The organism is Thiomonas delicata (assembly GCF_900088825.1).
GTDB classification, from domain to species: domain Bacteria; phylum Pseudomonadota; class Gammaproteobacteria; order Burkholderiales; family Burkholderiaceae_C; genus Thiomonas_A; species Thiomonas_A delicata.
In genome coordinates this window covers 826,188-851,932 of record NZ_LT592170.1, presented here as the reverse complement: position 1 = coordinate 851,932, position 25,745 = coordinate 826,188, and the positions used below count along the sequence as shown (strand labels likewise).

The window sequence follows — 25,745 nt, the reverse complement described above, 5'->3', positions numbered from 1 at the left end:
GGCTCATGCTTCTCGTCGGTGCCGGAGCGTGAACTGCACAACGTCGAGAGTCCGTTGCGCGAATCCGGCCTCGCAATAAGCAAGATAGAACTCCCACAACAAAAGGAAGCGCTCGCCAAAACCCTGCGCGCGAGCCGCATCACGCTGCCGCAAGAAACGCTGCCTCCACAACGCAAGCGTTCTGGCATAGTCCTGGCCGAAGGCCAGGGCGTCCGCCACCTCAAGCCCGGCCTGACGCGCCTGCGCGACAAATGCCGATCTGCTTGGCAGGATGCCGCCAGGAAAGATGTACTGCTGGATGAAGTCCGTCCCCCGGCGGTACTGGGGAAAGATGGCATCGTCGATCGTGATGGTCTGGATGCAGGCGCGTCCGCCCGGCTTGAGTTGGGTCGCCACGGTTTTGAAGAAGCTCGGCCAGTACGCCTCGCCCACAGCTTCGAACATCTCGATGGAGGCGATGCCGTCGTAACCTTCGGTCGGGGCAATTGCAGCCGCGTCGCGGTAGTCGCACAGGCTCAGCTGCGCCATCTCCGCAAGTCCCGCAACCCGCAACCGATCGCGGGCGAAGGCCAGTTGTTCGGTGGACAAGGTTATGCCAGTCACGCGAAGCCCGGAGCGCGCGGCAGTTTCGGCAAAACCACCCCAGCCGCAACCGATTTCCAGCACCCGACTCCCCGCCGGCAAATCGAGTTGGGCCGCAACTCGTGCAAACTTGGCCTGCTGCGCTGCCTCCAAACTCTGCTCCGAGGTGCTGAACAGGGCGGAGGAATACGTCATGCCCCGATCCAGCCAAAGCTGATAGAAGGCGTTGCCGATGTCGTAGTGGACGTGGATGTTGTAGCGGCTTCCACTGCGCGAATTGCGGTTGAGTACATGGCGCAGGCGAGCCATGAGCGTGCCCCAGGCGCTGCCATGCAGGACGCGCTCCACCGCGCCGCGATTGGCCAATAGCAAACCCAGAAGCCCGGGCAGATCGGATGTCGTCCATTGACCGTCGAAGTAACCCTCGGCAAAACCGATGTCGCCGCGACGCAGCACAGCCGAGAACACAGCCCAGTCACGCACGTGCAGATGCACAAGCGGCAAATCGGATTGGTGCTCGCCGAAATGCAAGGTCTTGTCATCGGGGAGCCGCAGTTCCAGTCGCCCACCTCGCAGGCGCTGCAACAAGGCCAGCACTGTGCGCGCTGCAAACGGCACCGCGCGCAGGCGGGAATCGCCAAGCTCGTGGCTCGGGGTCGCGCCAACGGCGGCAGATGGGCGTGGATTCATCGCGTCACGGAGTTATCGGGTGGTGCAGGCTTGAAGTGGAACGGCACGCGCTTGCGCCAGAGCTTGAACGCTTGCCAGTGGATACGCGCCATCACACCCAAGGTCATCATGGGGTTGGCGAACAAGGCGGACCTCGCGCTCGCCGTGCTGAGGGGATGCAGGCAGCCGCTGATGCTGGTCAGTACGAGCGGGCCGCTGGAATCGTCGTGTTCGATGCGAGCGACCAAGCGCTCGCCATCGTGATGCTGGGCGCGCAAGAAGCGGAAGCGATAGCCGCCTTCGATTGCGCAAAACGGGGAGACATGAAACACCTTGGCGGCTCGAAGCTCTTGGCCCCAGGCCAGCGTCTGTGCCCGATTGCCAGGCTCAAGCAAATAGCAATGCCGCTCACCGAACGTGTTGTTGACCTCGGCAACAATTGCTCGCAACTCCCCGCTGGCCTGATGGCAGTACCAGAAGCTCACCGGGTTGAACACATAGCCCAGCACGCGTGGAAAAGTCTGCAACCAGATTTCGCCATCGGCATCACGAATGCCCTGTTCGTGCAGCAATCCCAGGAGCCAGCCCAGGCTGTCGCTCCCGCCATCGCCATGATCGCGGTCGTGAAAGCTCACTGCCGCAGCGCGGTTGCGCGCGATCGGCAACAGGCCTGGGTCGCGCGCGAGGGTGCGCATCGGCAGGAGGAGGAAGAACACACGGTAGGCGAAACGGTTGACGACCGGGCGCAGCCGTGTGTGATGCACCATACCCATGGCAATCTGCGGCAGGGCCGGCTTGCCACGGCAGGCAGGCGGCCCTGCGATGGCGGCGTGCGACAGGGCCGATGCCTCGCTCATCACATCACCTCGGCCTGCATTGAGGGCAGACTTTCCAGGGCATGCCGACTGGCCTGGGCAAGCAGGGCATTGGCCGCGGCATAACCTGCCTTCAGGCCATCTTCATGAAAACCGTAGCCACACCATGCGCCGCAATAGAAGGTCCGGCGTCGGCCCTGCAGTTCGGGAATGCGAGACTGCGCTGCGACCGCCGCGGTGTCGAACACCGGATGTGCATAGTCGATTTGACGCAGAACGCTCGACGGCTCGGGTTCGCGTACCGGGTTCATGGTGACCATGACAGGCCGGTCGAATGGCACGGGCTGCAACTTGTTGATGAGATAGTGCAGACAGACGGTCGGCTGCACGGTTCTGCCGAGATCATGGCGCTCCGAGGGCATGGCGCTTTCATAATTCCATGCGGCCCACGCCCTAGGGTTTCGCGGCAGCAGATGGGTGTCTGTATGCAACACGGCACGATTAGGCTGGTAGCGTATGGCGCCAAGGACCTCGCGTTCGGTCTGGCTCGCATCAGCCAGAAGGGCCAATGCCTGATCGCTGTGGCAGGCGAGAATCACGTGATCGAACCATTCCGTGCCGGTGTCCGTGGACACTTCGACGCCCATGTCGAAGCGCTTGACACGCCGGACGGGGGTGTTCAGACGCGCATCGGGCAGCCTGGTGACGATGCGCTCGACATACTGTCGCGCACCGCCGCGCACAGTCAGCCATTGTGGGCGCTTCGTCACCTGCAGCAGACCGTGGTTGTGACAAAACCGCGCCATCGTGGCGACCGGAAAGTCGAGCATTTGGGACGTGGGACAAGACCAGATGCAGGCCGCCATGGGCAGGAAATATCCATGCGCAAAGTCGTCGCTGTATCGGCCTGCGTGCAGAAAATCTCTCACGCTGCGCGTGTCCGCCAAAGCGGGCTGAGCCGCCTCGGCCAGCTCTGTTGCCTCACGGTTGAAGCGCAGAATGTCGCCCAGCATGCGCCAGAAGCGCGGGCGCAGCAGATTCGCGCGCTGGGCGAACACAGTGTTCAGATTGGCTCCGCTCCACTCCAAGCGCCTCCCACCGGGATACAGGCGCTGGACCGAAAAGGACATGTCAGACTCGGCAATCGGAATGTGCAGTTCCGTGAACAGGCTGAGCAGGCCGGGGTAGGTACGGCGATTGAGCACGAGAAAACCGGTGTCGACCGGATAGGTCATGCTCCCCACAGTGGCATCCACCGTGTGCGTGTGGCCTCCGAAATGACTGCCGGCCTCGAATACGGTCAGTTGCGCATGCTCCTTTAAGCGCCAGGCTGCAGCGAGGCCTGAAATGCCCGTGCCGACAATGGCGATTCGCATCACACACTCCCGCAAAACTGGGCGTGCATCTGGTTACGCCGCCCAGCGCCGGAGCCGGGACGCAGCCATGACAGGTAAGCCGGGTTTCCCAAGCCAACCGTGTGTCGGGGCAGTGCCGTTGTTTCGGTGCGGGAAAATCGAAAAGTTCTCATGGCCGTGCCGGTTCGAGCAGCGAGGAAATGGAAATCCGGTGGCGCTGTCGAGAGAGCAGCAAGCCCGGTGCACACCAAGGCATACGAGATTCGCACGCAACTGGATTCATGCCCCGCGCACGAAATCGATGCGCGCGTAGGCGGAGTGGTTGTGGATCGACTCGAAGTTCTCCGATTCCACCGTGAATGCATCCACGCGCGCATCCGACCGCAGTGCCAGAGCCACGTCCCGCACCAGGTCCTCGACAAACTTGGGGTTGTCATAGGCGCGTTCGGTGACATACTTCTCATCCGGCCTCTTGAGCAACCCCCAAAGCTCACAGGAGGCGCTGCTTTCGGCCACACGCACGATGTCATCCAAATGCATCGGGGCCTTGGTCTCGATCTTCAGGGTCAAGTGCGACCGCTGGTTGTGCGCACCGTAATTGGAAATCTCGCGCGAGCATGGGCACAGGCTCGTGACCGGAACTTGCAACGCCATGTGCACCTGTGCTGGCGCTCCGACGCGACCCGTCACATGAAAGCTGGCTTCATAGTCCATCAGGCTGCTCACACCCGATACCGGCGCCGTCTTGCGCATGAAATAGGTGAACGTCAGGGCGATCTCACCACGTTGGGCGCCCAGCCGCTCAAGCATGCGGTCAAACATGCCACGCAGCGTTGCGGGGTCGAGGGGAACGCCTGCGTGGGCTTCGAGAATTTCGACGAAGCGTGACATGTGCGTGCCTTTCACGTCGGATGGCAACGCCACGAACATGTCGAATGTGGCCACGCTGGGCTGCGTGCCGCCATCCACGGTGCGGATGAGTACCGGATGACGCACTCCCTTGACCCCTACGCGCTGAATCGGCAGGTTGCGTCGGTCGCCGGCGGACTGAATATCGGGCAATGCTCTGGGTTCGCTTGCAAAGAAATGTTCAGGGGCGTTCATCTGCTGTCCTTTCAAGAAGCGGCACCTTGCGGGCAACTCCATGGGGGGGTGTCGTGGGCGGTCGGCTGCGGTTTCTCGGCTGCATGCATCAGGATGCGCCACGCCATGTGGCGACTCGCTGCGATACGTCTACTGCTTGAGTAGAGCTTGAATCTTTGCGACGAAGTCTTTGTTTTCGGGCGTGGTTAGACTGGAATAAACACCGGCAATCTTCCCATTACGTCCGATCAAATACTTGTAAAAATTCCATTTCGGTTGATCACCCGTGGCCATGATCAGTTTTTTGTAGAAATCGTTCGGCTTCGGTTCGGTCACGTGCGAGGGCGCGAACATCGGAAATTGGACGTCGTAGGTGTCTCTGCAAAACGCGGCGATCTTGCCCGGATCCTTCATTTCCTGATTGAAATCATTGGACGGAAAACCCAGCACCACGAGACCTTGGGGTCCGTATTGCCGGTAGAGCGCCTCCAAACCTTTGTATTGCGGAGTAAAACCGCAGTAGCTCGCTGTATTGACCACCAGCACAACTTTGCCGGCGTACTGACACATGTCGATGGGCTTGTCGTCCTGCAAGCGCGGGAATGTCTGGTTCAACAGGGACGGGCATGCGCCCGTTGCGGCAGGCTGGGCAACAGGGGGGGTGGCGTGCGCATTCAGATCCAAAGCGATCCAGCTGGATAGAGCGACGACAACAGCAAGAATTTTGAGACGACGCATGAGACAACTCCGGGAAGGGCGATGCTTGTGGCTGCAAATGATGCAGGATGTCCTAGACAAAAAACCCTGACACCAATTTTGTCCTGGACAAAATTGTGGTTTTTCCGAGCCCATTTCATGGCCGCCTACGATAGGGGGCAATCCCTGCCAGGGACCGGGAAACAAGCACAGAAACCTCATACGCCATGGCGAACGTTTTGGATGCAAGCCAGACCACCTTTCCTCGATGAACGACCGCACCTCTCCAGCCACCCTATCCGACATGAGCATCGCCGCGGTTGAGCGCGACACCGGCATTCCGAAGGACACGCTGAGGGTGTGGGAACGGCGCTACGGCTTTCCGATGCCCTTGCGCGACGCGCTGCAGGAACGGCTGTATCCAGTCGATCAGGTGAAAAAACTGCACTTGATCAAGCGCCTGATGGCCGCGGGACACAGGCCCGGTCGCATCGTCGCGCGGCCGGTAGAAGAACTCCAGGCACTGGCACGCGAATCTCTACAGGCATCGACGCCTCCAGCCGCCGTGCGCGCAATCGATGCTCTCAAATCAGGCTCGAAGCATTACCTTCGCCTCGTCAAACAGCATGATGCAGAGCGGCTCAAGCGTGAGTTGATGCAAGCCCAGATGCGTTTGGGCCTGGGGCGTTTTGTCACCGAAATCGTCGCCCCTCTGGTGGCCGACGTTGGCCAGGCTTGGATGCGCGGAGATCTGGAGATCTTCGAAGAGCATCAGTTCTCCGAAACGCTGCACCGCGTGCTGCGCGCCGCCATTTCGGCCGTACCGGGCCCCGAGTCAGCCGAGGCGGCGCGCCCACGCGTGCTGCTCACCACCATCCCCCACGAGCCCCATGGGCTGGGGCTGCTCATGGCCGAGGCCATGCTCGCGCTCGAAGGATGCCACTGTGTCTCGCTAGGCGTGCAAACGCCGGTGTCGAGCATGCTGCTTGCCGCACAGGCACACCATGCCGATGTGCTGGCGCTGAGCTTTTCCGCACTACCCACCCAGACGCAAGTCCTGGAAGCACTGGCCGAACTCCGCAGCCGATTGCCGGAAACCATTGAGGTCTGGGCAGGAGGCTCGTCTCCTGCGCTCAGACGCGCACCGAACGGTGTACGCATCGCACGCGAACTCACCAGTCTGCCCGAAGCCATCCGCACGTGGCGACAAACCCATTCCCCAGTCAGTTGATCCGTGTGATCCGCATCGGATCTGTATCGAACCAGCGAGGATCACACCGTTCACAAGACGGCAAGGTCTACCGGTATCCCAAGCGCAGGGCGGCGGCGTCAGGATCTACGCCGGACCTCCGCGGTGTCACTCAGCCTTGCCGCCCAAGGGTGGGCCGGCATCAGTCACCGCAAGAGCTGCCACCGTCTCCTCGCCAGCGCTCGGGAACGCGCGCTCCACGACTCCCAGAGTGCTGTGTTCGCCCTCCTTGAGCCCCAAGGCCTCGGCATAGACCGAGCGATGGCGCAGCAGGCTGCCGATGACCGAGGCAATGACGCAAGCCGGCATGGCGGCCATCACCACGTTGTAGTTGCGGGTGATCTCGAACACCATGATGGCCGACATCGCCGGCGCGTGCGTGGTGGCCGCCAGCAGGCTGCCCATGCCGACCAGGGCCCACAAGGCCTGCGAGTGACTGGCCTCGGGCACGAGAAACGAATGCGAGACCATGAGACCCATGGCCGCCCCCAGCGCCAACGTCGGCGTCAACACGCCGCCGGGGATGCCGGCCGCGCTCGCCGCGGTGACGGCGATCAGCCGCAGCACGAAGACACCCGCCACCGCCGACAGCGCCCAGTGGTCGACGAGAAAAGACTGCACCACGCTGTAGCCGTTGCCCCAGACCTCGGGCATGAGCAGAGAAAGCAGGCCGATGACCAACCCGGCCAAGCCCATGCGCAACGGCAGGAAGCCGATCAGCGACTGGTATTTGCGCCGCGAGGTGTCGAGCAGCCAGAGAAACGCCGGGCCGATGAACCCGGCCAGCAGCCCCAGGAGCGCTGCGTCGAGCAGATCGACGAAACTCACCGCAGGCACCGCGTGCGCCAGGTACAGCGGCCCGGTGGCGAACAGGCTTTGCGTGGTGAGTTCGCCGATCACCGCGGCCACCAGCACGGCGGCGATCTCGCGCAACTGCAAGCCGCCGAGAATGATTTCGGCGACGAACAGGGTCCCGGCGATCGGCGCGTGATAGGCCCCGGCGAAGCCGGCGGCGGCGCCGCAGGCGACGATGAGCCGCTGGTGAGCCGCGTCGGCGCGGCCAATGCGCCCGATGATGGACGAGATGAGCGAGGCGAACTGGATCATCGTGCCTTCGCGGCCGATGGTGATGCCGCCGGACACGGCCACGAGCGAAGACACGGTGCGCACCAGGTTCGGCCCCAGCGGCAGCCGGCCATCGCCCACCCGGACCGCCTCCATGTATTCCGGCCCGCGCGGACGCTTGATCCAGCGGTGCCCGGCCCACATGATGAGCCCGCCGACGATTGCCGCGAGCGGCGGAATGGCAGCGCGCTGCCACAGCGGCAGGCCGGCGGCAGCGGCCACCAGATGCTCATGCGCGCTGTAGAGATGAATGATGGCGTACATGGCCATCCGGAAACCCTCAACGGCCACGGAACTGGCGAAACCGACGGCCGCGGCGATCAGCATCATCGGCACCATGGGGTCGAGGCCGAATCGCAGGTGGGCGAGAAGGGCGTGGAATCGGTTGGAGATGGAATCGGACATAAGAAAAAGGCTTGCGCTGCGCACCCACGGCTGGAAACGGGGCGATGCGGGAAATGGTATCGGTTCGCGGGCGATGCAACCGTGAAGTTTGGTGAACGCGCCGCGCCCACCCAAGGCACGCCGGCCGGCGTGCGCAGCTTTGCGACAATGCCGGACATGTCCAGCCGCTCCACGCCCGCCTCCACCGTCGACGCCCCGACGGCTCCTCCCGCCTTCCTGCAAAAAATCGTCGCGCAAACGGATTTGCCGCCTGCCCTGGCCTTACTCCCGCGTCCGCTGGTGTTCACCAACGGCGTGTTCGACATCCTGCACCGGGGCCATGTGACCTATCTCGCGCAAGCGCGCGCCCAGGGGGCGAGCCTGGTCGTGGGCTTGAATTCGGACGCCTCGGCACGCACCCTGGGCAAGGGGCCCGACCGCCCGCTCAATGCGCAGGACGACCGCGCCGCGGTGCTTGCCGCGCTGGAGAGCGTGGATCTTGTCGTGCTGTTCGACCAGAGCACGCCGCTCGCCCTGCTCAATCTGGTGCGACCCGACCTGTACGTGAAGGGCGGCGACTACGCCATCGAAACCCTGGCCGAGACGACCCTGGTACGCAGCTGGGGCGGGCACGCGATGGCGATTCCCCTCGTCGCGGGGCGCTCAACCACGGCGCTCGTGCAGCGCATCCGCCGCCATCGGGGCTAGGGCGCGCGAGGCGGCAGCCCCTACGCGCTCTTGCGTTGCGCCGTGGGCGGAATGCGCAGGGCGTCGCGATACTTCGCCACGGTGCGCCGCGCCACGGTGATGCCTTGCGCGGAAAGGCGTTCGGCGATCTCGCCATCCGACAGCGGGGCCGCCGGATTTTCCTCCTGCACCATCTGCCGAATGAGCGCGCGCACTGCCGTGCTCGAGGCGTTGCCGCCGGTATCGGTGGACAGTCCCGAGCCGAAGAAGTATTTCAACTCGAAGGTGCCGAAAGGCGTCAACACGTATTTCTGCGTGGTGACGCGGGAAATGGTGGACTCGTGCAAACCCAGTTCGTCGGCGATTTCACGCAGCACCAGCGGCCGCATGCCCAGCTCGCCATGGTTGAAAAAATTCTGCTGGCGCTCGATGACGGCCTGGGCCACGCGCTCGATGGTCTCGAAGCGCTGTTGCACGTTGCGCACGAACCAGCGCGCCTCCTGCAATTGGCCCGACAGCCCCGCGCCATCGCGCGAACGCCGCAGCAGATCCGCGTACAGGCCGTTGATGCGCAGCTTGGGCAGCACTTCGGGATTGAGAACGGCACGCCAACGCCGCCCGCTGCGCTGGGCGATGACGTCAGGCGTGACGGCCTGGGCGGTGGACGGCGCAAAGCGCGCCCCCGGGCGCGGGTCCAGCTTGGCGATGCGTTGCTGCACCTCGCGCAAAGCGGCCTCGTCGGCATGCAGCAGACGCCCCAGACGGCGCCAATCGCGCTTGGACAGAAGGTCCATATGCCCACCCGCGCACAGCGCCATGGCCAGGTCCCGGATCGGGCACGGCGGCTCGCGTCGCAGCTGCAGGCACAAGCACTCGGACAGCGTGGTGGCGCCCACCCCGGCGGGGTCGAAGCTCTGCACCAACTTGAGCCCCATGCGCAAGGCGTCGCACAGAGCCTCGCGCTCCTCGGCGTCGGCCGTGGCATCGAGTTCGGCGGCAAGCTGGTCGGGCCCTTCGGGCAGGTAGCCGTCGTCATCGAGCGAATCGATGATGGCTTCCGCAGCGGCGCGGTCGCCTTCGCCCAGGCTCAAACCCGCGAGCTGGCTGCGCAGGTGGGCGCGCAAGTCGATCCCGACATGCGCCAGGCCGAGGGGGTCGAAGTCGTCATCGGCCTCGCTGTTGCTGCCCTGCCAGGTTTCGCCGGGGGCCGCGTCCCAGTCTCCCTGTTCGGCTCCGCCCTGCCAGTCTTCCCGGTCGAGTTTGAGCTCCGGCGTCTCGTCCGACGCCGCCTCCTTGCGCGCCTCGGCCACTTCGGCCGTTGCCTGAGCCTCGGACGCCGCCTCCGGCTCCGGCTCCGCCTCCTCGTGCTCCAGGAAGGGGTTGGCTTCGAGCATCTGCTCGACTTCCTGCTGCAACTCGAGGGTCGAGAGCTGCAGCAGGCGAATGGACTGCTGCAGCTGGGGCGTCAGCGCCAGATGCTGGGACAGTCGAAGATTGAGCGTTTGTTTCATGGTCAGGTCAGACTCATAACCGGAAACTCTCGCCCAGGTACACCTTGCGTACCGCGGGGTTGTTGACGATCTCGTCCGGCCTGCCCAGCGCGAGCACGCTGCCTTCGCTGATGATGCAGGCATGATCGCAAATGCCCAGGGCCTCGCGCACGTTGTGGTCGGTGATCAGCACGCCAATCCCGCGCGACTTGAGAAATTGCACGATGCGCTGAATTTCGATCACGGCGATGGGGTCGATCCCGGCAAAAGGCTCGTCCAGAAGAATGAACTGGGGATCGGTCGCCAGCGCGCGCGCGATCTCCACGCGCCTTCGCTCGCCGCCCGACAGCGCGATGGCAGGGCTGTCGGCCAGATGCTCGACATGCAGTTCGCGCAGCAATTGGCCGAGCCGCGCCTCGATCTCGGGTCTTTTCAGCGCGCGCCCATCGGCGTCACGCTGGAGTTCGAGCACCGCACGCACGTTCTCGGCGGCCGTCAACCCGCGGAAAATGGAGGCCTCCTGCGGCAGGTAGGACAGTCCCAGGCGGGCGCGCCGGTACATCGGCTGCGCCGTGATGTCCTGGCCGTTGAGGTGAATTTCGCCGCCGTCGGCACGCACGAGCCCGACGATCATGTAGAAGGACGTGGTCTTGCCGGCCCCGTTGGGGCCCAGCAGACCCACCACCTCGCCGCCGCGTACGTCCAGGCTCACGTCGCGCACCACCATCCGGCCGCCATAGCGCTTTTGCAGGCGCCGCACGCTCAGCATGCCGGCGGGCTGCGCCTGCGGCTGGGCAAGCGACTCGACGGGGTGGAGCACGGCGTTCATCGGCACGTCCTTCCGGACGCGCCGATGCGCAGCGCGCTCCTGGATGGCCGGCGCCTCATGGCTTGGCCTCCATGCTGGGCGAAACCTTGAGCGCGGGCCCCGAGGCCTTGGCAACCGGCGGCGCCGTGCGCGGCGCAAGCATGACGCGCACGCGCCCAGTCGGGTTGCCGGGCGCGACCCCGCCCTTGCCGCCAACCACGGTGAAGATATCCGTGAGATCGTTGTAGGTGATGACGTCACCCTGGGCCCGGTCGGTCAGCCTGCCGTCGCTCAGGCGGTCCAGCGTCGCCTTGCCGGTAAAGGTCAGCACATCGGTCCTGCCGTCGTAACGGATCTGCGTCGCACTGCCATGCAGGGTTGGCACCGGCTGGCCCGGCTGGGCGTCGAGGGCCTGATCGAAGGTCGCCAGCTTGTCCGGACTGCCATAGGCCGTGGCCTCGTCATAACCGTCCGGATCTTGTCGCACATCCACCTTGGCCGCATGGATGACGAGCGAGCCCTTGGTCACGACCACGTTGCCCGTGAAGACGCTGGTCTGCTTCACGTCGTTGTACCGCATCGCATCGGCTTCGACATGGATCGGCTGGGCCTTGTCCGACTGCAGGGCCTGGGCCGCGGCGCATGAAGCCCACAGGGCCAGCGCCAGCAGCGTGCGCGCACTTTTGTGAGGCATGGGCATGAAGTTTGCTTTCATGCGACGCATTGTAGGCATGTGCACAGGCTCCATGCTCCGCAGCCCGAGTTCCACGGCCTTGACCGCAACGCCAGCAAAAACGCCCGCGCGATGCGGGCGTTTTCGTCCGGCCGCGAACCCGAAGGGCTGCGCCCCCGGATCGTCGCGGGCCAAGCCTGCAAGACTATTTGGCCGACTTCCCCATCCCGGCACGTACCTGCTGCACCAGCTCATCCACGGCCTGGAGCACCTTCTCGTTGGTCGGCGTCTCGGGCATCGAGGCCGAGGCCGTATACATGCCCTGCACGGCCATCGTGGGCACGCCGGAGATCTGATAGTCGGTCACCATCTGCGTGGCGCGCTTGACCTCCATCTGCACGCCGAACGAGTTGTAGGCGTTCATGAAGGTCGCCTTGGGAATGCCGCGCCCGGCCAGCCAGTTGGCCATCTGATCGGGCGTCATCAGCGGAATGTGCTGGACGTGGATGGCATTGAAAATGGCGCCTTGCAGTGCGTCAACCTTGCCGAGCGCCTTCAGCGCGTAGTACAGCTTCTGTTGCGGCACGAACTGGGGCGCAAACGCGACCGGCACCCGCTCGAGAACGACGTCGGCCGGCTGCTTTTTCGCCCAAGCCTCGAGCAGCGGTTCGAATTCGAAGCAGTGCGGGCAGTTGTACCAGAAGAACTCGGTCACGACGATCTTGCCCTTGTGGCCGACAGGTTGCGCGATCGGCAGCTTCGTATAGCCAAAGCCTTCCTGGAAGGTTGCCCCTGCGGCGCTCGCCGCAAGGCTCAAACCCAGCAAGAGCAACGCAGAGGTGCGGGCGAACCAGCGATTCATGGTGCTTCCTTTCTATGTGGGGGAGGTGGTGTGTATCGAACCTCGGCTTCGATCGGGCGCCGCCGAGGACGCCGTCCTGTTCCGGGCCTACTTCGAAACCTTGACGATGGCGGATTCGATTCCGTTGTCGTTCAGGAGTTTCTGCGCCTTGTCAGCCTGCTCCGGGGATGCATAGGGACCGACGCGGACTCGGTAGAGCGTGCGGCCGTTCACCATGCGCTCGTCGAGGTGCGCTTCCAAGCCCGTGAAGGCCACCTTGGCGCGCTGGCTTTCGGCATCGTTGCGATTGCTGTAGGCGCCAATTTGCAGGATGTATTGCAAATTGGCCGTTGCGGCAGACGTTGAGGCCGGAGTGTTGCCGCCGGGCGGCGGCGTTGCGCCGCCGGACTGTACGACTCCCGAAGGAGGTTGACCCAGCGACTCGATGGCCTTGGGGGACAGCGGCGCGCTGCTGACCGCGCCCGGCTCGGAACTTCTCGCCGCTGGAGCCGGCGTTCCGCCGGTGACCAGTCCCTGGTTCGGATTCCAGTTCGCCGCGCCGGATGCGGCGCCGCTTGGCCGCTCCTGGAAGCGATTCATGAAAGGCAGAGGCGCCTTGGTGATGTACATGGCGGCCACGAGCGCGATGGCCAGGCCGAAGACCAGGCCGACGATCAGCCCGAGCAGGGTGCCCCCGCGCTGGGCGCGGCGTGGCGAGATGGATGTGCTTGCGTGATGGAGCATGGCGTGGCTGGAATGTGAAGGAAGCCGCTGGGACATCTGGCGCCCGGCAGGCAGGTGTCACATGCGCTGGGGACTGCTGACACCCAGCACACTCAGCGCATTGTGCAACACCTGACGCACCGCCAACAGCAACGCGAGACGCGCCCGTTTCAGGGCGGCATCATCCACCAAGACACGCTCGGCGTTGTAGTAGGCATGGAAGCTGCCGGCGAGCTGGCGCAGGTAAAAAGCCACGTCATGCGGCGTGAGGTCCTGCGCCGCCTGCCGCAGCATGTCCGGATAGGCGGCGAGCTGCATCATCAGTTCGAGTTCGCGCGGATGGGTCAGCGCGGCGAGGTCGGCGTCGGCCAGATCCGCCTCGTTTCCGCCCTCGCGCTCCGTCCACTGCCCAAGAACCGAGCAGATGCGGGCATGCGCATATTGCACGTAATAGACGGGGTTTTCGTCATTCTGCGCGAGCGCCAGATCCACGTCGAAGACGAATTCGGTATCGGCCTTGCGGGAGACCAGGAAGAAGCGCACCGCATCGCGGCCGCGCCGAAGCGCCGCGTCACGCTCGGCTTGATCCATGTCATCGCGCACCCCGCCCGACCACTCGATCAGGTCGCGTACCGTGACGTAGCTGCCGGCGCGCTTGGAGATCTTGACCTCCTGCCCGCCGCGCATCACGGTCACCATCTTATGCAGGATGTAAGCCGGAAACGTCTTCGGAATCTCTGGATGGACGGCCTGCAGTCCGGCACGCACGCGGGCGATCGTGCCATGGTGATCGGAGCCCTGCACGTTGATGGCGTTCCGGTACCCGCGCTCCCATTTGGCCAGGTGGTAGGCCACGTCGGGAACGAAATAGGTGTAGCTGCCATCGGACTTGCGCATGACCCGGTCCTTGTCATCGCCGAAGCCGGTGGTACGCAGCCATAGCGCCCCTTCATGCTCGTAGGTATGCCCCGAGGCGACAAGCCGCCGCACGGTTTCCTCGACCCTGCCGCTCGCGTACAGGCTGGATTCGAGGTAGAAATTGTCGTAGCGAATCCCGAAAATCCTGAGGTCGATGTCCTGCTCGCGGCGCAGATAGGCCACGGCGAAGCGGCGAATGGCCTCGAGGTCGTTCACATCCCCCGTGGCGACCACCGCGACGCCATCGGCCGCCTGCACCGTGGCGCCGGCCAGATAGTCGCGCGCGATATCGGCGATGTATTCGCCGTTGTATGCGGCTTCGGGCCACTGCGCGTGGCCCGGGGCGAGCCCACGTGCGCGCGCCTGCACCGAAATCGCGAGATTCTGGATCTGCGCGCCGGCATCGTTGTAGTAGAACTCGCGCGTCACGGCCCAGCCCTGGGTCGCCAGCAATTCGGCAATGGTGTCGCCCAAGGCGCCCTGGCGGCCGTGGCCGACATGCAGCGGCCCCGTGGGGTTGGCCGAAACGAACTCGACCAGCACCTGCCCACGCTGGCCGGCGCCGGCGCGGCCGTAGGCGGCCCCTTCCCGATTCACTGCGGCAACCACCGCCTGCTTCGCCGTGGGCGTCAAGGTGAAGTTGATGAATCCGGCGCCTGCCAGCTCGATGTCCGCCAAACCCGCCGCCACATCCGCATCGGCACGCACGGCATCGATCAGGGCCTGCGCGAGATCGCGCGGATTTCGCTTGAGGCTCCGGGCCAGCTGCATGGCAAGCGTGCAGGAATAGTCACCGTGCCCCGCAGCTTTGGGACGTTCCAGTTGAGCAGGCGCCGCCGCGTTGTCCAGCCGGGCAGCGGCGGCAGAGAGCACGCCTGTCAACCGGGATATGTATTCGCGCATTATGGGTATTGTTGCGATGAAATCCATCCATTTTAGGCGGGCCAAAAGTTCGGCCCTTCTGTAACCGGATGTGTTCGAATGCGCAACACCCATTGCGGGTCGTGGGGCTCGGCGTCGTTTGCGCCAGGCCCGGTTCTCATCCCTTCTGTTCGGAGTCCTTGTCCATGAAAAAGCTCATCATCGCCCTCGGCCTGTCTTGCGCCGCGATCACCCTGCCAGGCTTGGCTTCCGCGCAGACGCCCTCTGCGCAAACCAGCAAAATGACCCAGTGCAACGCCGACGCCAAGACCAAGGCGCTCAACGGCGAAGCCCGCAAGAAGTTTATGAAGGAATGCCTGAGCGCCAAGGGCGTCGAACCCGCCAAACCCGCGATGGCCGAGAAAAAGGCCATGCCTGCCGCGCATGAAGGCAAGAAACTGACGACTCAACAGGAAAAAATGGTCACCTGCAACGCCGATGCCAAGACCAAGGCACTCAAAGGCGATGAACGCAAGAAGTTCATGAAGGAATGCCTGAGCGCGAAGAAGAAGTAAGCATCATCGCCCCATTCAGGCCAGGCAACTTCGTCATGCCTGGCCTGTCATTCGCCTGACCAGCCCGGGAACCAAGCAGCTCGCTGGCCTGGCTTCATTGCTGGGACTCCTGCACGACCGTGTAAGACCCGACACCCAAGCGCGTGAGCTTTTGCTGCAGCCCGGCATCGGGTGTGGGCTGGGGTAGCGGACCGATCAGCACGCGGTAGTAGGTCTTGCCGCGAATCGTCCCGGGCACGATCTCGACCGACTCGATGCCTCCCTCGCGCAGCCTCTGCCGTTCCGTGTCCGCGTTCCGTTTCATCGTGAAAGCGCCCGTCTGAAGATACGTTTGCGCCCCTGTCCATGGGCTCGCCGAGGAGGGTGAGGCCGCTGTCGGGGCCTGCCCCGCAAGGCCTGGCCCTTGCTCGATCGGCATGGGGGTGGATGTTTCTGCCGCCGGCTGCCCCTGCACGCCCCGGTCGGCGGCTTGTCCAGGATTGGCCGCCTCACTCCCCTGGCTCATCGGTGGCAGGGGCTGGACGACGAAGGTCGGCGCGGCCGCGGGGCTCGACTCGGCGGCCGGCGCAGCTAGCGGCATAGGCGCGAATTGCTCCGGTGCGGCCAGGTCGGTACGACTCCCTGGATTCATGCGGGCAGCGGCCATGGACACATTCCGAACGGGTCCGGCCGGCATCCTGGGCCGGCTCGCCTGAATGTCGGATGTCCCCTTGCCCTCCAGCGCGACGATGCGCACCCGCGCCGTGCCGGTGCGGGTGATGCCCAGAGCCTTGGCCGCGCCATAGGACAAGTCCATGATGCGGTCTTCGACAAAGGGGCCACGATCATTGACCAGGACCAAGGCGCTGAGCCCGTTGTTCAAATTCGTGACCTGCACACAGGTCGGCAACGGCAATACGCGGCTTGCGGCGGTGAAGGCCTTCGGCCTGAAGGCCGTGCCCATGGCGGTGGTCGTGCCCGACTCCGATCCATACCAGGAAGCCACCCCCTCGGCCTCATAACCATCCGCGCTGCGCAACGGGGCGTAGCTGCGCCCGAGCACGGTATATCTGCGGTTGTAGGCAGCGCGCAAATTCGGCGCGGGCGCCTGACAGCCGGAGCCCGCGCTGCCAGATGCCAGGCCGCCTTGATCGCTTGATGTCGCCGGCACGCTGGCGCATCCAGCCAGCAGGGCGCCAAGCAGCAAGGTCACAACGAGCGCCGGCTGCCGGATCCCGGTACCGGCGATTGCCGTTCCGGCGGCGTGGCGCATCGCGCTCAGGCAGCCAGCAGTTCTAGGCTTTTCGTACATCGGCGTCCGGCTCGCTTCCTCGTCTGCATGCTGCCCGATACTACATAGACAGCCGCGCGAGGTGAAGCCCGCCTGTGTGCGAACCCACCCAAGGCCCGTCGCCAGACAAGAAAAAACCCGCGCGAAGCGGGTTTGCAGGATGATGGTCGCAGGGCGCGGATCAATGCGGGCGATTGCGCAGTTTCCTGATTGCCGCCAGCTGCGCGGCGAGCATCGCCAGTTCGCCTTCGACCACGGCGATGTCCTGCACCTCCTTGGCATGCGCACGGTTTTCTTGCGCCAGCTTCAGCGCCTCCTGCGCCTTGGCCTCGTCGAGATCCTTGCCGCGTATGGCCGTGTCCGCGAGCACGGTGACATGCTTGGGCTGCACTTCGAGCACACCGCCGGCGACAAAGACAAAGTCATCCTCGGTTGCGCCGCCGTCCGCGCGCTCGATGCGCACCGCGCCAGGCTTGATGCGTGTGATCAGGGGCGTATGCCCGGCCAGGATGCCGAGCTCGCCTGCCTCACCCGGCAGGGCGACGAAACGGGCCTGCCCGGAATAGATCAGCTCTTCAGCACTGACCACATCGATTTGAAAGGTGTTCATGGTGACTCCGGGTGCCAGCCGCCGCGCGCCGCAAGCCCTGCCATGCAGGACCTTGCAAGCACGCGGCGGGCTGCGGTCAGTTCAGCTTCTTGGCTTTCTCGAAGGCTTCGTCGATGGTGCCGACCATGTAGAAAGCCTGCTCGGGCAGGGCATCGCATTCGCCGTTCACGATCATCTTGAAACCGCGGATGGTTTCCTTGAGCGGGACGTATTTTCCGGGGGAACCGGTGAACACCTCGGCGACGTGGAAAGGTTGCGACAGGAAACGCTGGATCTTGCGCGCGCGCGCCACGGTGAGCTTGTCTTCGGGCGAGAGTTCGTCCATGCCCAGGATGGCGATGATGTCGCGCAGTTCCTTGTAGCGCTGCAGGATGCCCTGCACGGCGCGCGTCGTGGTGTAGTGCTCGTCGCCAATGACGTTCGGGTCGATCTGGCGGCTGGTGGAGTCCAGCGGATCCACCGCGGGGTAGATGCCCAGCGAGGCGATGTCGCGCGACAGCACCACGGTGGCGTCGAGGTGGTTGAAAGTGGTGGCTGGCGACGGATCGGTCAAGTCGTCCGCAGGCACGTAAACGGCCTGAATGGACGTGATGGAGCCCGTCTTGGTCGAGGTGATGCGCTCCTGCAGGACGCCCATTTCCTCGGCCAGCGTCGGTTGGTAGCCCACGGCGGATGGCATGCGCCCCAGCAGCGCGGAGACTTCCACGCCGGCCAGGGTGTAGCGGTAAATGTTGTCGACGAAAAACAGGATGTCGCGGCCGTCGTCGCGGAATTTCTCGGCCATGGTCAGACCGGTCAGCGCCACGCGCAGGCGGTTGCCCGGGGGCTCGTTCATCTGCCCGAAGACCATGGCCACCTTGTCGAGCACCTTGGACTCTTCCATCTCATGGTAGAAGTCGTTGCCCTCGCGGGTGCGCTCGCCCACGCCGGCGAACACCGACAAACCGCTGTGCTGCTTGGCGATGTTGTTGATGAGTTCCATCATGTTCACGGTCTTGCCCACGCCGGCGCCGCCGAACAGGCCGACCTTGCCGCCTTTGGCAAACGGGCAGACGAGATCGATCACCTTGATGCCGGTTTCGAGCAGGTCGACGGAGGGCGAGAGTTCGTCGAACTTCGGCGCCTTGGCGTGAATGGAGCGCCTCTCGTCGCATTGAATCGGACCCGCCTCGTCGATGGGCCGGCCCAGCACGTCCATGATGCGGCCCAGCGTCCCGGTGCCCACCGGCACGGTAATGGGTGCGCCGGTCGCATCGACGGTCATGCCGCGACGCAGGCCATCGGTGGAACCCAGCGCAATGGTGCGCACCACGCCGTCGCCGATCTGCTGCTGCACCTCGAAGGTGATGCCTTTTTCCGCCAGGCCCATGTCCTGCTGGTCGGACAGGCGCAGTGCCTCATAGATGGCGGGCATGTGCTCGCGCGGGAATTCGATATCGATCACAGCGCCGATGCACTGGACGATCTTGCCTTGGGTTTGGGCCGTGGTCATCTGGTTCTCCAATATGCAGTAATGGGTGCGGCGCCTTAGACGGCGGCTGCGCCCCCGACGATTTCAGACAATTCTTTGGTGATGGCAGCCTGGCGACTCTTGTTGTAGACCAGCTGCAGTTCGCTGATCACCGTCTTGGCGTTGTCGGATGCCGACTTCATGGCCACCATGCGGGCCGATTGCTCGCAGGCCATGTTTTCCGTCACGGCCTGGTACACCAGCGCCTCGATATAGCGCACGAGCAGGGCATCGATCACCGGCTTGGCGTCGGGTTCGTAGATGTAGTCCCAGCCATGCTGCTTGCGTTCGGTTTCGGTCGTGCTCATCGACTTGGCCGACAGGGGCACGAGCTGCTCCACCAGGGGTTGCTGCTTCATCGTATTGATGAAACTGCTGAAGGCGAGATAGACGGCGTCGATCTCGCCGCGCTCGTAGGCGTCGAGCAGGACCTTGACCGGGCCGACAAGCTTGTCGAGATGCGGCTTGTCGCCCATCTGCACCAACTGCGAGGCGACATTGATCCCCAGGCGGTTGAGGTATTGCAGGCCCTTGTTGCCGATGGCACAGCCCTGCACGGCGACACCCTGGCCCTGCCAGTCCTTGATGTGCTGCGTGACAGCGCGCAGGATGTTGGTGTTGAGTCCTCCGCACAAGCCCTTGTCGGTCGTGATCAGGATCAGGCCCACACCACGCACCGGGCTGCGCGCCACCAGGAACGGGTGGCTGTACTCCGGGTTGGCTCGGCTCAGATTGGTCGTGATCGCACGGACCTTCTCGGCGTAGGGCCGGGCGGCGCGCATGCGTTCCTGGGCCTTGCGCATCTTGGACGCGGCCACCATTTCCATCGCCTTGGTGATCTTGCGCGTGTTTTGCACGCTCTTGATCTTGGCGCGAACTTCTTTCATTCCAGGCATGCGAAATCTCCTTCGGTCAGAACGCCCGCCACGAGCCCGCGAGGTTGCGCGCGTACGACGCCACGGGACTGCGGGACATGGTCATGAACCGACTTGGGTGAATGGTGGAATGAATCAGTAAGCCCCGGCCTTCTTGAACTCGGCGATGGCCTCCTTCAACACGGCTTCGTCTTCCTTGCCCAGGTCCTTCTTGGACTCGATGCTGTCGATCAATGCGGCATATTTGGACTGCAGATGCGCGTGCAGCCCCTTCTCGAAACCGAGAAGCTGCTTGACATCGATATCGTCGAGATAGCCGTTGTTCACCGCGTACAGCGAAGCGGCCAGCTGCCACACCTGCACCGGCTGGTATTGCGGCTGCTTGAGCAATTCCACGACGCGGCGGCCGCGCTCGAGCTGGCGGCGGGTTGCATCGTCAAGGTCGGAGGCGAACTGGGCAAAGGCGGCCAATTCGCGATACTGCGCCAGATCGGTACGAATACCGCCGGACAACTTCTTGATCACCTTGGTCTGGGCCGCGCCGCCGACGCGGGACACGGAAACGCCGGCGTTAATCGCAGGGCGCACGCCGGCGTTGAACAGATCGGTCTCGAGGAAGATCTGGCCGTCGGTGATGGAAATCACGTTGGTCGGCACGAAGGCGGACACGTCGCCGGCCTGCGTCTCGATGATGGGCAATGCGGTCAGCGAACCGGTCTTGCCCTTGACTTCGCCGTTGGTGAACTTCTCGACGTATTCCTCGTTCACGCGGGCCGCGCGCTCGAGCAGGCGGCTGTGCAGGTAGAACACGTCGCCGGGGTAGGCCTCACGGCCAGGCGGGCGGCGCAGCAGCAGGGAAATTTGGCGATAGGCCCAAGCTTGCTTGGTCAGATCGTCATAAATGACCAGCGCGTCTTGGCCACGGTCGCGGAAGTATTCGCCCATGGTGCAGCCGGCATAGGGCGCCAGGTACTGCATGGCGGCCGAATCCGAAGCCGAGGCGGCAACCACGATGGTGTAGTCCATCGCGCCGTATTCCGTCAGCTTGCGCACCACGTTGGCGATAGTCGAAGCCTTCTGACCGATGGCGACGTAGATACAGATCAGGTCCTTGCCCTTCTGGCTGATGATGGTGTCCACCGCCACCGCCGTCTTGCCGGTCTGACGGTCGCCGATGATGAGCTCGCGCTGGCCGCGGCCGACGGGAACCATGGCATCGATGGCCTTGATACCGGTTTGCACCGGCTGCGACACGGACTTGCGCCAGATCACGCCGGGGGCGACCTTCTCGACGATGTCGGTGAGCTTGGTATTGACCGGGCCCTTGCCATCGATGGGCTGGCCGAGGGTATTGACAACGCGGCCGATCAACTCGGGACCGACCGGCACGGACAGGATCTGCCCGGTGCACTTGACGGTATCGCCTTCGGAGATATGGCCATAGTCGCCCAGCACCACGGCGCCCACCGAGTCACGCTCGAGGTTGAGCGCGAGGCCGAAGGTATTGCCGGGGAATTCGAGCATTTCGCCCTGCATCACGTCGGACAGGCCGTGCACCCGCACGATGCCGTCGGAAACGGAGACGACGGTGCCCTGATTCTTGACATTGGCGTTCGCGCCCAGGCCTTCGATGCGGCTTTTGATGAGTTCGGAAATTTCTGCGGGATTGAGTTGCATGGGTAGCCTCGGGATACTTGGGCGATGAGAGCTCAGGCGGAGAGCGCGATACGCATGGAGTCCAGCCGCGCGCGTACCGAAGTGTCAAGCACTTCGTCACCCACGGCGACGCGAATACCGCCAATCAGACTGGGGTCGATTTCGACACGCGGATAGAGCTTGCAGCCGAACTTGCGCTCAAGCGCGGGCAGGAGCTCGTCGATTTGAGCCGGGTCCAACGCAAACGCGCTGCTGATCACCGCTTCGGCACGCTGCTGCGCCGCATCCTTGAGTCGATGAAACTGTTCGGCAATGGCGGGCAGTGCCGCAAGACGACGGTTCTCGAGAACCACCCGCAGCATGTTGCGGACCGCCGTGCCTGCCGGTTGCGGCACCGCGGCAAGCATCAACTCCTCGAGCCGCTCGATGGACAGATGCGGGTCCCCGGCCAGCGAACGGACCTGCGAATCGCGCGCGACGAGCGCCAGCGCATCAAGCGCGCGGGAAACCTGCTCCAGCGCGTCCGCCGCGGGCTTGGTTTGCACAGCCTCAAAAATGGCTTCGGCATAGGGCCGCGCGATGGTGGCGAGTTCAGCCATGGCGTGCTCCGATCACAACTCGGCTTTGAGCCGGGCAAGCAAGTCGGCATGCACTTGCGGGTTGATTTCGCGGTGCAAAATGGCCTCGGCGCCCTTCACGGCAAGCCCTGCAACCTGATCGCGCAGCGCTTCGCGCGCCTTGATGACCTGCTGCTCGGCCTCCGCCTTGGCTTGAGCAATGATGCTCTCGCCGGCCTCTTCCGCCTTCCTGCGCGCCTCTTCGATCATGGCATGCGCACGGCGCTCGGCCTCGGCCAATCGCTGCGCGCTTTCGTGATGCGAGCGGGCAAGCTCCTGCTCGACCTCGCGGTTGGCCGAGGCAAGCTCGGCTTTGGCGCGATCGGCCGCGGCCAAACCGTCGGCGATTTTTTTGGCGCGCTCGTCCAGGGCCCTCGTGATGGGTGGCCAGACGAATTTCGCCGTGAACCACGCCAGCAGCAAGAACACCACGAGCTGCGCAATCAGTGTTGCGTCCAGATGCATGGCGCTAACCTTTGCGTTGAATCAGTCGGATGAAGATGGCTGCGAATTACTTCAGCACGAAGGGGTTGGCGAACGTGAACATCATGGCCAGACCAACACCGATCAGGAAGGCTGCGTCGATCAGGCCGGCCAGCAGGAACATCTTGGTTTGCAATTCGTTCATCAGCTCGGGCTGGCGCGCGGCGGACTCAAGATACTTGCTACCCATGATGCCGATGCCGATACAGGCGCCATTGGCACCCAGACCGATGATCAGACCCGCGGCCAATGCGACATAACCGAGAACGTGTTCCATGAAGCGCTCCTGTTGAGAAAGTTGGAAGTCAGTGAAGAAAAGAAAAAGTCAAAATCGAATCAGTGATGATCGTGCGCTTGGCCGATGTAGACCAAGGTGAGCATCATGAAAATGAAGCCTTGCAGCACGATGATCAGCATGCTGAAAATGGACCAGGCCAGCCCCGCCACGATATTGCCGAAAAACAGCGACCAGCCCGTCAGGCTGCTCAAACCCGCCGCCCCCATGAGCGCGATGATCATGAACAGGATCTCCTCGGCGTAGAGATTGCCGAACAGTCGCATGCCATGGGACAGGGTCTTGGCCAGGTACTCCAGCAACTGCATGGCGAAATTCAGCGGCCACAGCAGGACATGGTTGCCGAAGGGGGCGGTGAACAGTTCGTGCACCCAGCCGCCAATGCCCTTGACCTTGATGCCGTAGTACAAGCTCAACAGCAGGATGGTGACCGACATGCCGAGGGCGACCGACAAGTCGGCCGTGGGCACCACCCGCAGATACATGTGCGCGGGGTCGTGTCCGGTCATGGCCCCTGCGCCTTGCCACAAACGCGGCAGCAGATCGACCGGCAGAAGATCCATCAGGTTCATCATCACGATCCAGATGAACGAGATGAAAGCCAGCGGCGTCACGAACTCGCGCGACTTGGCGTTGCGCACGATGCCGCGCGCCTGTTCGTCGACGAACTCGACCAGGAATTCGACAGCCGCCTGCAGCCGTCCGGGCACCCCGCTGGTCATGCTTTTGGCGACGCGCCAGAGAACGAAGCAGGCGATCAAGCCGAGGCCGATGGAGAAAATGAGCGAATCGATATCGACGATGCCGAAATCCACCACGCCGACGCGCGGACCGCTGGTCCACTGCGTCAGGTGATGGATGATGTACTCGCCTGCGGTAATGGTGTTCTGGTCTGCGGACATGGGGAGATCAGTCGATTGAACGATCGCGGACAGTGGAGGACGGACTCAGGGCTTGGGCGCCTTGCCGCGCAGCAGCAAGGCCAGCCAATACACCTGCAACGTGACGGCGAGCCCGATCAGCATGGGGACCCAATGCAGGTCGGGCAGCAAGCGCGGGGCCAGCACGAAAAGAATCAGCGTGAGCGCGATTTTCAGCAGCTCGCCCAAGGCGAAGCCAAACAGCGCAAAAGCCGGCTTCAACCTCACCAGCCAGGCACGCATGGCCCCGGCGAAAAGCGCCGCGGGAAGCATGACAACGACCCCCCCGTACAGCGCCGACAAGGCCGCCGCCCGGCCGCCCAGGACAAATGCCGCAATTCCCACGGCCAGGCCGACGACAGCCTGCAGCGCCACGACGCGCCAGACCGAAACGCCGGGCTTGGCCAACAGCAAGGCTTGCGCCTGCTGTCGCGTCAGCGGCTCGCGCTCGACACTGTCGACATCGTCTTGCCAGGATTCGGAAACTTGCACTTGTCTCACACCAGGGGAATTCAAGGAAACGAACAGTTGCGGCATGCCCGGCACACCCTGCAGGGCCTCGACTGGGCCGCCCGTTTGCGTTTTATTGTGTTTGAGTTGTAACAATTAAGGGCGGCTAAACAGCGGAAGTATAAGGGAAGGCTCACACGATTTCAGCGTTTTTCGACAGCCCATGCTTTGCTTTGCTGGCCATCAAGGTTTTCGAGCATCGATCGCGCCTGAACGCCCCCTGCCGTACCGCGCCCGGCCAGGCATGTTGGAATAGGGCTTGCTCGCAAAGAATTGTCCGCAGACCTGGGAGATTGCATGAACGGCTTGTTGATTTTCGCCCACCTGTTGGGCGCGATTGTCTGGATGGGAGGCATGGCCTTCGTCTTGCTCAGCCTGCGGCCTGCGGCTTTCGCCGTACTCGAGCCGCCCTTGCGTCCGCGCATGATTTTTGCCAGCCTGCAGCGCTTCTTTCCGCTGGTATGGATCAGCATCGCCTTGCTGCTGGCTTCCGGCCTGTGGGTGATGGCGCAGACGGGCTTTGCGCACGCGCCTGCGGCCTGGCATGCCATGTTCGGCATCGGATTGATCATGATGGCGTTGTTCGCGCACATCTACTTTGCGCCGTTCAAGCGCGCACGACGCGCCGCCGCCGAACAGGACTGGGCCAAGGTGGCCAAGGCGCTACAGCAGATTCACCCGCTGGTGATGACCAATTTCGTGCTGGGGTGGATCGCCATCGCGATGATCACGCTTTGGCATTGAAGCCGGAGCTTCGAGACGCACTCAGTATCCGCCCACCGCACCCAGCGAGGAAACCCACCAAGCCAGCGCCACGCCCAACGCCAGCAATACGGCGGCGAGCAGACGCATCAGGGCGGTGTCGCGCGTCGCGGGCACAGGGACCTCCACCAGCTTGTCGCCCGTGATCATCGCGGCAACCAGGTTTTTGCGCCGGACCACGGCGTAATACAGGATCGCAGCCACGTGCAAGCCGACCAAGCCATAGATGAGAGGTTGGCCGATGGTGGTGTGATAGAAGGTCAGGATGGCGCTGGTGCGGTCGCTCACATCGTTGGCCAGCGGGCCCGCGTTGAAAATCTGGTCGTTGGCGAACAGGCCGCTCCCCACCTGCATCGCCGCCGCCAGCAGCAAGGCCAGCACCGACAGGCTGCCCAGCGGGTTGTGCCCCACGCCATGCGCGGGATCCGTGAGCTGGCCGCGCACATAGGCGATGATCGTCCTCGGATGGCGCACGAAGTTGACGAAACGCGCATGGTGGCCGCCGACGAAACCCCATAGCAGCCGGAACACGAGCAGCGCCAAAATGGCATAGCCGCTCCAGTAGTGGTACTGCATGGCGTTGCCACCCACCAGGCCGGTGACGATGGACGTGACGATGAACAACGCCAAGAACCAGTGGAACAGGCGCAGAGGCAAGTCCCAGACGCGTATCGTGTACATAGCGCGGTTTTCCGTGTGGGTT

At 63.7% G+C, this 25,745-nt stretch carries 27 protein-coding genes; 4 read left to right on the top strand and 23 right to left on the bottom strand.

What is annotated here, in order from left to right; all coding sequences use genetic code 11:
- Positions 1–3: 3 nt before the first annotated feature.
- The 5 genes from THIARS_RS04010 to THIARS_RS03990 form a co-directional block, all read right to left on the bottom strand.
- A complete protein-coding gene (locus tag THIARS_RS04010) occupies positions 4–1,272 on the bottom strand; it encodes an SAM-dependent methyltransferase (RefSeq protein WP_094159577.1) in 1,269 nt (422 codons plus the stop codon).
- Entirely contained in the window at positions 1,269–2,108 is an 840-nt protein-coding gene (locus THIARS_RS04005; protein ID WP_425444221.1) for a DUF1365 domain-containing protein, read from the bottom strand. Before THIARS_RS04005 ends, THIARS_RS04010 begins: the two co-directional genes overlap by 4 nt.
- A complete protein-coding gene (locus tag THIARS_RS04000; RefSeq protein WP_186436565.1) occupies positions 2,108–3,442 on the bottom strand; it encodes an NAD(P)/FAD-dependent oxidoreductase in 1,335 nt (444 codons plus the stop codon). The genes THIARS_RS04005 and THIARS_RS04000 overlap by 1 nt, the downstream gene beginning before the upstream one ends.
- A 258-nt stretch (positions 3,443–3,700) precedes the next feature.
- A complete protein-coding gene (folE2, locus tag THIARS_RS03995) occupies positions 3,701–4,525 on the bottom strand; it encodes a GTP cyclohydrolase FolE2 (protein WP_094159575.1) in 825 nt (274 codons plus the stop codon).
- A 129-nt stretch (positions 4,526–4,654) separates the two neighbouring features.
- Positions 4,655–5,242, bottom strand: a complete 588-nt coding sequence (locus THIARS_RS03990; RefSeq protein WP_094159574.1) for a glutathione peroxidase — start codon at positions 5,240–5,242, stop codon at positions 4,655–4,657.
- A 226-nt stretch (positions 5,243–5,468) separates the two neighbouring features.
- Between THIARS_RS03990 and THIARS_RS03985 the strand changes: the two genes are divergently transcribed.
- Complete coding sequence (locus THIARS_RS03985; RefSeq protein ID WP_094159573.1) at positions 5,469–6,431, top strand: MerR family transcriptional regulator; 963 nt, start codon at positions 5,469–5,471, stop codon at positions 6,429–6,431.
- A 126-nt stretch (positions 6,432–6,557) separates the two neighbouring features.
- Here THIARS_RS03985 and THIARS_RS03980 read toward each other — a convergent pair whose 3' ends face one another.
- On the bottom strand, positions 6,558–7,979 hold the full coding sequence (locus THIARS_RS03980) for a chloride channel protein (RefSeq protein WP_094159572.1): 1,422 nt from the start codon (positions 7,977–7,979) through the stop codon (positions 6,558–6,560).
- A gap of 156 nt (positions 7,980–8,135) precedes the next feature.
- Between THIARS_RS03980 and rfaE2 the strand changes: the two genes are divergently transcribed.
- On the top strand, positions 8,136–8,666 hold the full coding sequence (gene rfaE2, locus THIARS_RS03975) for a D-glycero-beta-D-manno-heptose 1-phosphate adenylyltransferase (RefSeq protein WP_094160615.1): 531 nt from the start codon (positions 8,136–8,138) through the stop codon (positions 8,664–8,666).
- A gap of 20 nt (positions 8,667–8,686) precedes the next feature.
- Here the strand turns inward: rfaE2 and THIARS_RS03970 are convergent, their stop codons facing one another.
- The 6 genes from THIARS_RS03970 to argS form a co-directional block, all read right to left on the bottom strand.
- The gene (locus tag THIARS_RS03970; protein WP_094159571.1) at positions 8,687–10,156 is read right to left on the bottom strand and encodes an RNA polymerase factor sigma-54; all 1,470 of its coding nucleotides are present in this window, start codon (positions 10,154–10,156) and stop codon (positions 8,687–8,689) included.
- Between the two features lie 13 nt (positions 10,157–10,169).
- Entirely contained in the window at positions 10,170–10,904 is a 735-nt protein-coding gene (lptB, locus tag THIARS_RS03965) for an LPS export ABC transporter ATP-binding protein (RefSeq protein WP_245845744.1), read from the bottom strand.
- Positions 10,905–11,019: 115 nt separating this feature from the next.
- Positions 11,020–11,637, bottom strand: coding sequence for a lipopolysaccharide transport periplasmic protein LptA (gene lptA, locus THIARS_RS03960; RefSeq protein WP_245845486.1), 618 nt, complete (start codon positions 11,635–11,637; stop codon positions 11,020–11,022).
- Between the two features lie 184 nt (positions 11,638–11,821).
- A complete protein-coding gene (locus THIARS_RS03955; RefSeq protein WP_094159569.1) occupies positions 11,822–12,478 on the bottom strand; it encodes a thiol:disulfide interchange protein DsbA/DsbL in 657 nt (218 codons plus the stop codon).
- Positions 12,479–12,565: 87 nt separating this feature from the next.
- Positions 12,566–13,201, bottom strand: a complete 636-nt coding sequence (locus THIARS_RS03950) for an SPOR domain-containing protein (protein WP_094159568.1) — start codon at positions 13,199–13,201, stop codon at positions 12,566–12,568.
- Between the two features lie 57 nt (positions 13,202–13,258).
- Complete coding sequence (gene argS / locus THIARS_RS03945) at positions 13,259–15,001, bottom strand: arginine--tRNA ligase (RefSeq protein ID WP_094159567.1); 1,743 nt, start codon at positions 14,999–15,001, stop codon at positions 13,259–13,261.
- A 164-nt stretch (positions 15,002–15,165) separates the two neighbouring features.
- Between argS and THIARS_RS03940 the strand changes: the two genes are divergently transcribed.
- Complete coding sequence (locus THIARS_RS03940) at positions 15,166–15,534, top strand: PsiF family protein (protein ID WP_094159566.1); 369 nt, start codon at positions 15,166–15,168, stop codon at positions 15,532–15,534.
- 94 nt (positions 15,535–15,628) lie between these two features.
- Here the strand turns inward: THIARS_RS03940 and THIARS_RS18540 are convergent, their stop codons facing one another.
- From THIARS_RS18540 to THIARS_RS03890, 10 genes are all read right to left on the bottom strand, one after another.
- Positions 15,629–16,786: a septal ring lytic transglycosylase RlpA family protein gene (locus tag THIARS_RS18540; RefSeq protein ID WP_186436564.1), complete on the bottom strand. Its 1,158-nt coding sequence runs from the start codon at positions 16,784–16,786 to the stop codon at positions 15,629–15,631.
- 199 nt (positions 16,787–16,985) lie between these two features.
- Complete coding sequence (locus THIARS_RS03930; RefSeq protein ID WP_094159565.1) at positions 16,986–17,414, bottom strand: F0F1 ATP synthase subunit epsilon; 429 nt, start codon at positions 17,412–17,414, stop codon at positions 16,986–16,988.
- Between the two features lie 76 nt (positions 17,415–17,490).
- Positions 17,491–18,906 (bottom strand): F0F1 ATP synthase subunit beta, encoded by a 1,416-nt coding sequence (gene atpD, locus THIARS_RS03925; RefSeq protein WP_094159564.1) that lies wholly within the window; start codon positions 18,904–18,906, stop codon positions 17,491–17,493.
- Between the two features lie 35 nt (positions 18,907–18,941).
- Complete coding sequence (gene atpG, locus THIARS_RS03920; RefSeq protein WP_094159563.1) at positions 18,942–19,820, bottom strand: F0F1 ATP synthase subunit gamma; 879 nt, start codon at positions 19,818–19,820, stop codon at positions 18,942–18,944.
- 114 nt (positions 19,821–19,934) lie between these two features.
- Positions 19,935–21,476 (bottom strand): F0F1 ATP synthase subunit alpha, encoded by a 1,542-nt coding sequence (gene atpA, locus THIARS_RS03915; RefSeq protein WP_094159562.1) that lies wholly within the window; start codon positions 21,474–21,476, stop codon positions 19,935–19,937.
- Positions 21,477–21,508: 32 nt separating this feature from the next.
- Positions 21,509–22,054 (bottom strand): F0F1 ATP synthase subunit delta, encoded by a 546-nt coding sequence (locus THIARS_RS03910; RefSeq protein WP_094159561.1) that lies wholly within the window; start codon positions 22,052–22,054, stop codon positions 21,509–21,511.
- 12 nt (positions 22,055–22,066) lie between these two features.
- Complete coding sequence (locus THIARS_RS03905) at positions 22,067–22,537, bottom strand: F0F1 ATP synthase subunit B (protein ID WP_094159560.1); 471 nt, start codon at positions 22,535–22,537, stop codon at positions 22,067–22,069.
- A 46-nt stretch (positions 22,538–22,583) separates the two neighbouring features.
- The gene (gene atpE / locus THIARS_RS03900) at positions 22,584–22,832 is read right to left on the bottom strand and encodes a F0F1 ATP synthase subunit C (protein ID WP_013107156.1); all 249 of its coding nucleotides are present in this window, start codon (positions 22,830–22,832) and stop codon (positions 22,584–22,586) included.
- A 59-nt stretch (positions 22,833–22,891) separates the two neighbouring features.
- Entirely contained in the window at positions 22,892–23,752 is an 861-nt protein-coding gene (gene atpB / locus THIARS_RS03895) for a F0F1 ATP synthase subunit A (RefSeq protein ID WP_094159559.1), read from the bottom strand.
- A 45-nt stretch (positions 23,753–23,797) separates the two neighbouring features.
- Positions 23,798–24,262 carry an ATP synthase subunit I gene (locus tag THIARS_RS03890; protein ID WP_186436563.1) on the bottom strand — a complete coding sequence of 155 codons (465 nt, stop codon included), beginning with the start codon at positions 24,260–24,262 and terminating at the stop codon, positions 23,798–23,800.
- 315 nt (positions 24,263–24,577) lie between these two features.
- On the opposite strand from THIARS_RS03890, the gene THIARS_RS03885 reads away from it, so the two are divergent.
- Positions 24,578–25,024 carry a CopD family protein gene (locus tag THIARS_RS03885; RefSeq protein ID WP_094159557.1) on the top strand — a complete coding sequence of 149 codons (447 nt, stop codon included), beginning with the start codon at positions 24,578–24,580 and terminating at the stop codon, positions 25,022–25,024.
- Between the two features lie 21 nt (positions 25,025–25,045).
- Here THIARS_RS03885 and THIARS_RS03880 read toward each other — a convergent pair whose 3' ends face one another.
- On the bottom strand, positions 25,046–25,723 hold the full coding sequence (locus THIARS_RS03880; protein WP_094159556.1) for a cytochrome b/b6 domain-containing protein: 678 nt from the start codon (positions 25,721–25,723) through the stop codon (positions 25,046–25,048).
- Between the last annotated feature and the right edge of the window lie 22 nt (positions 25,724–25,745).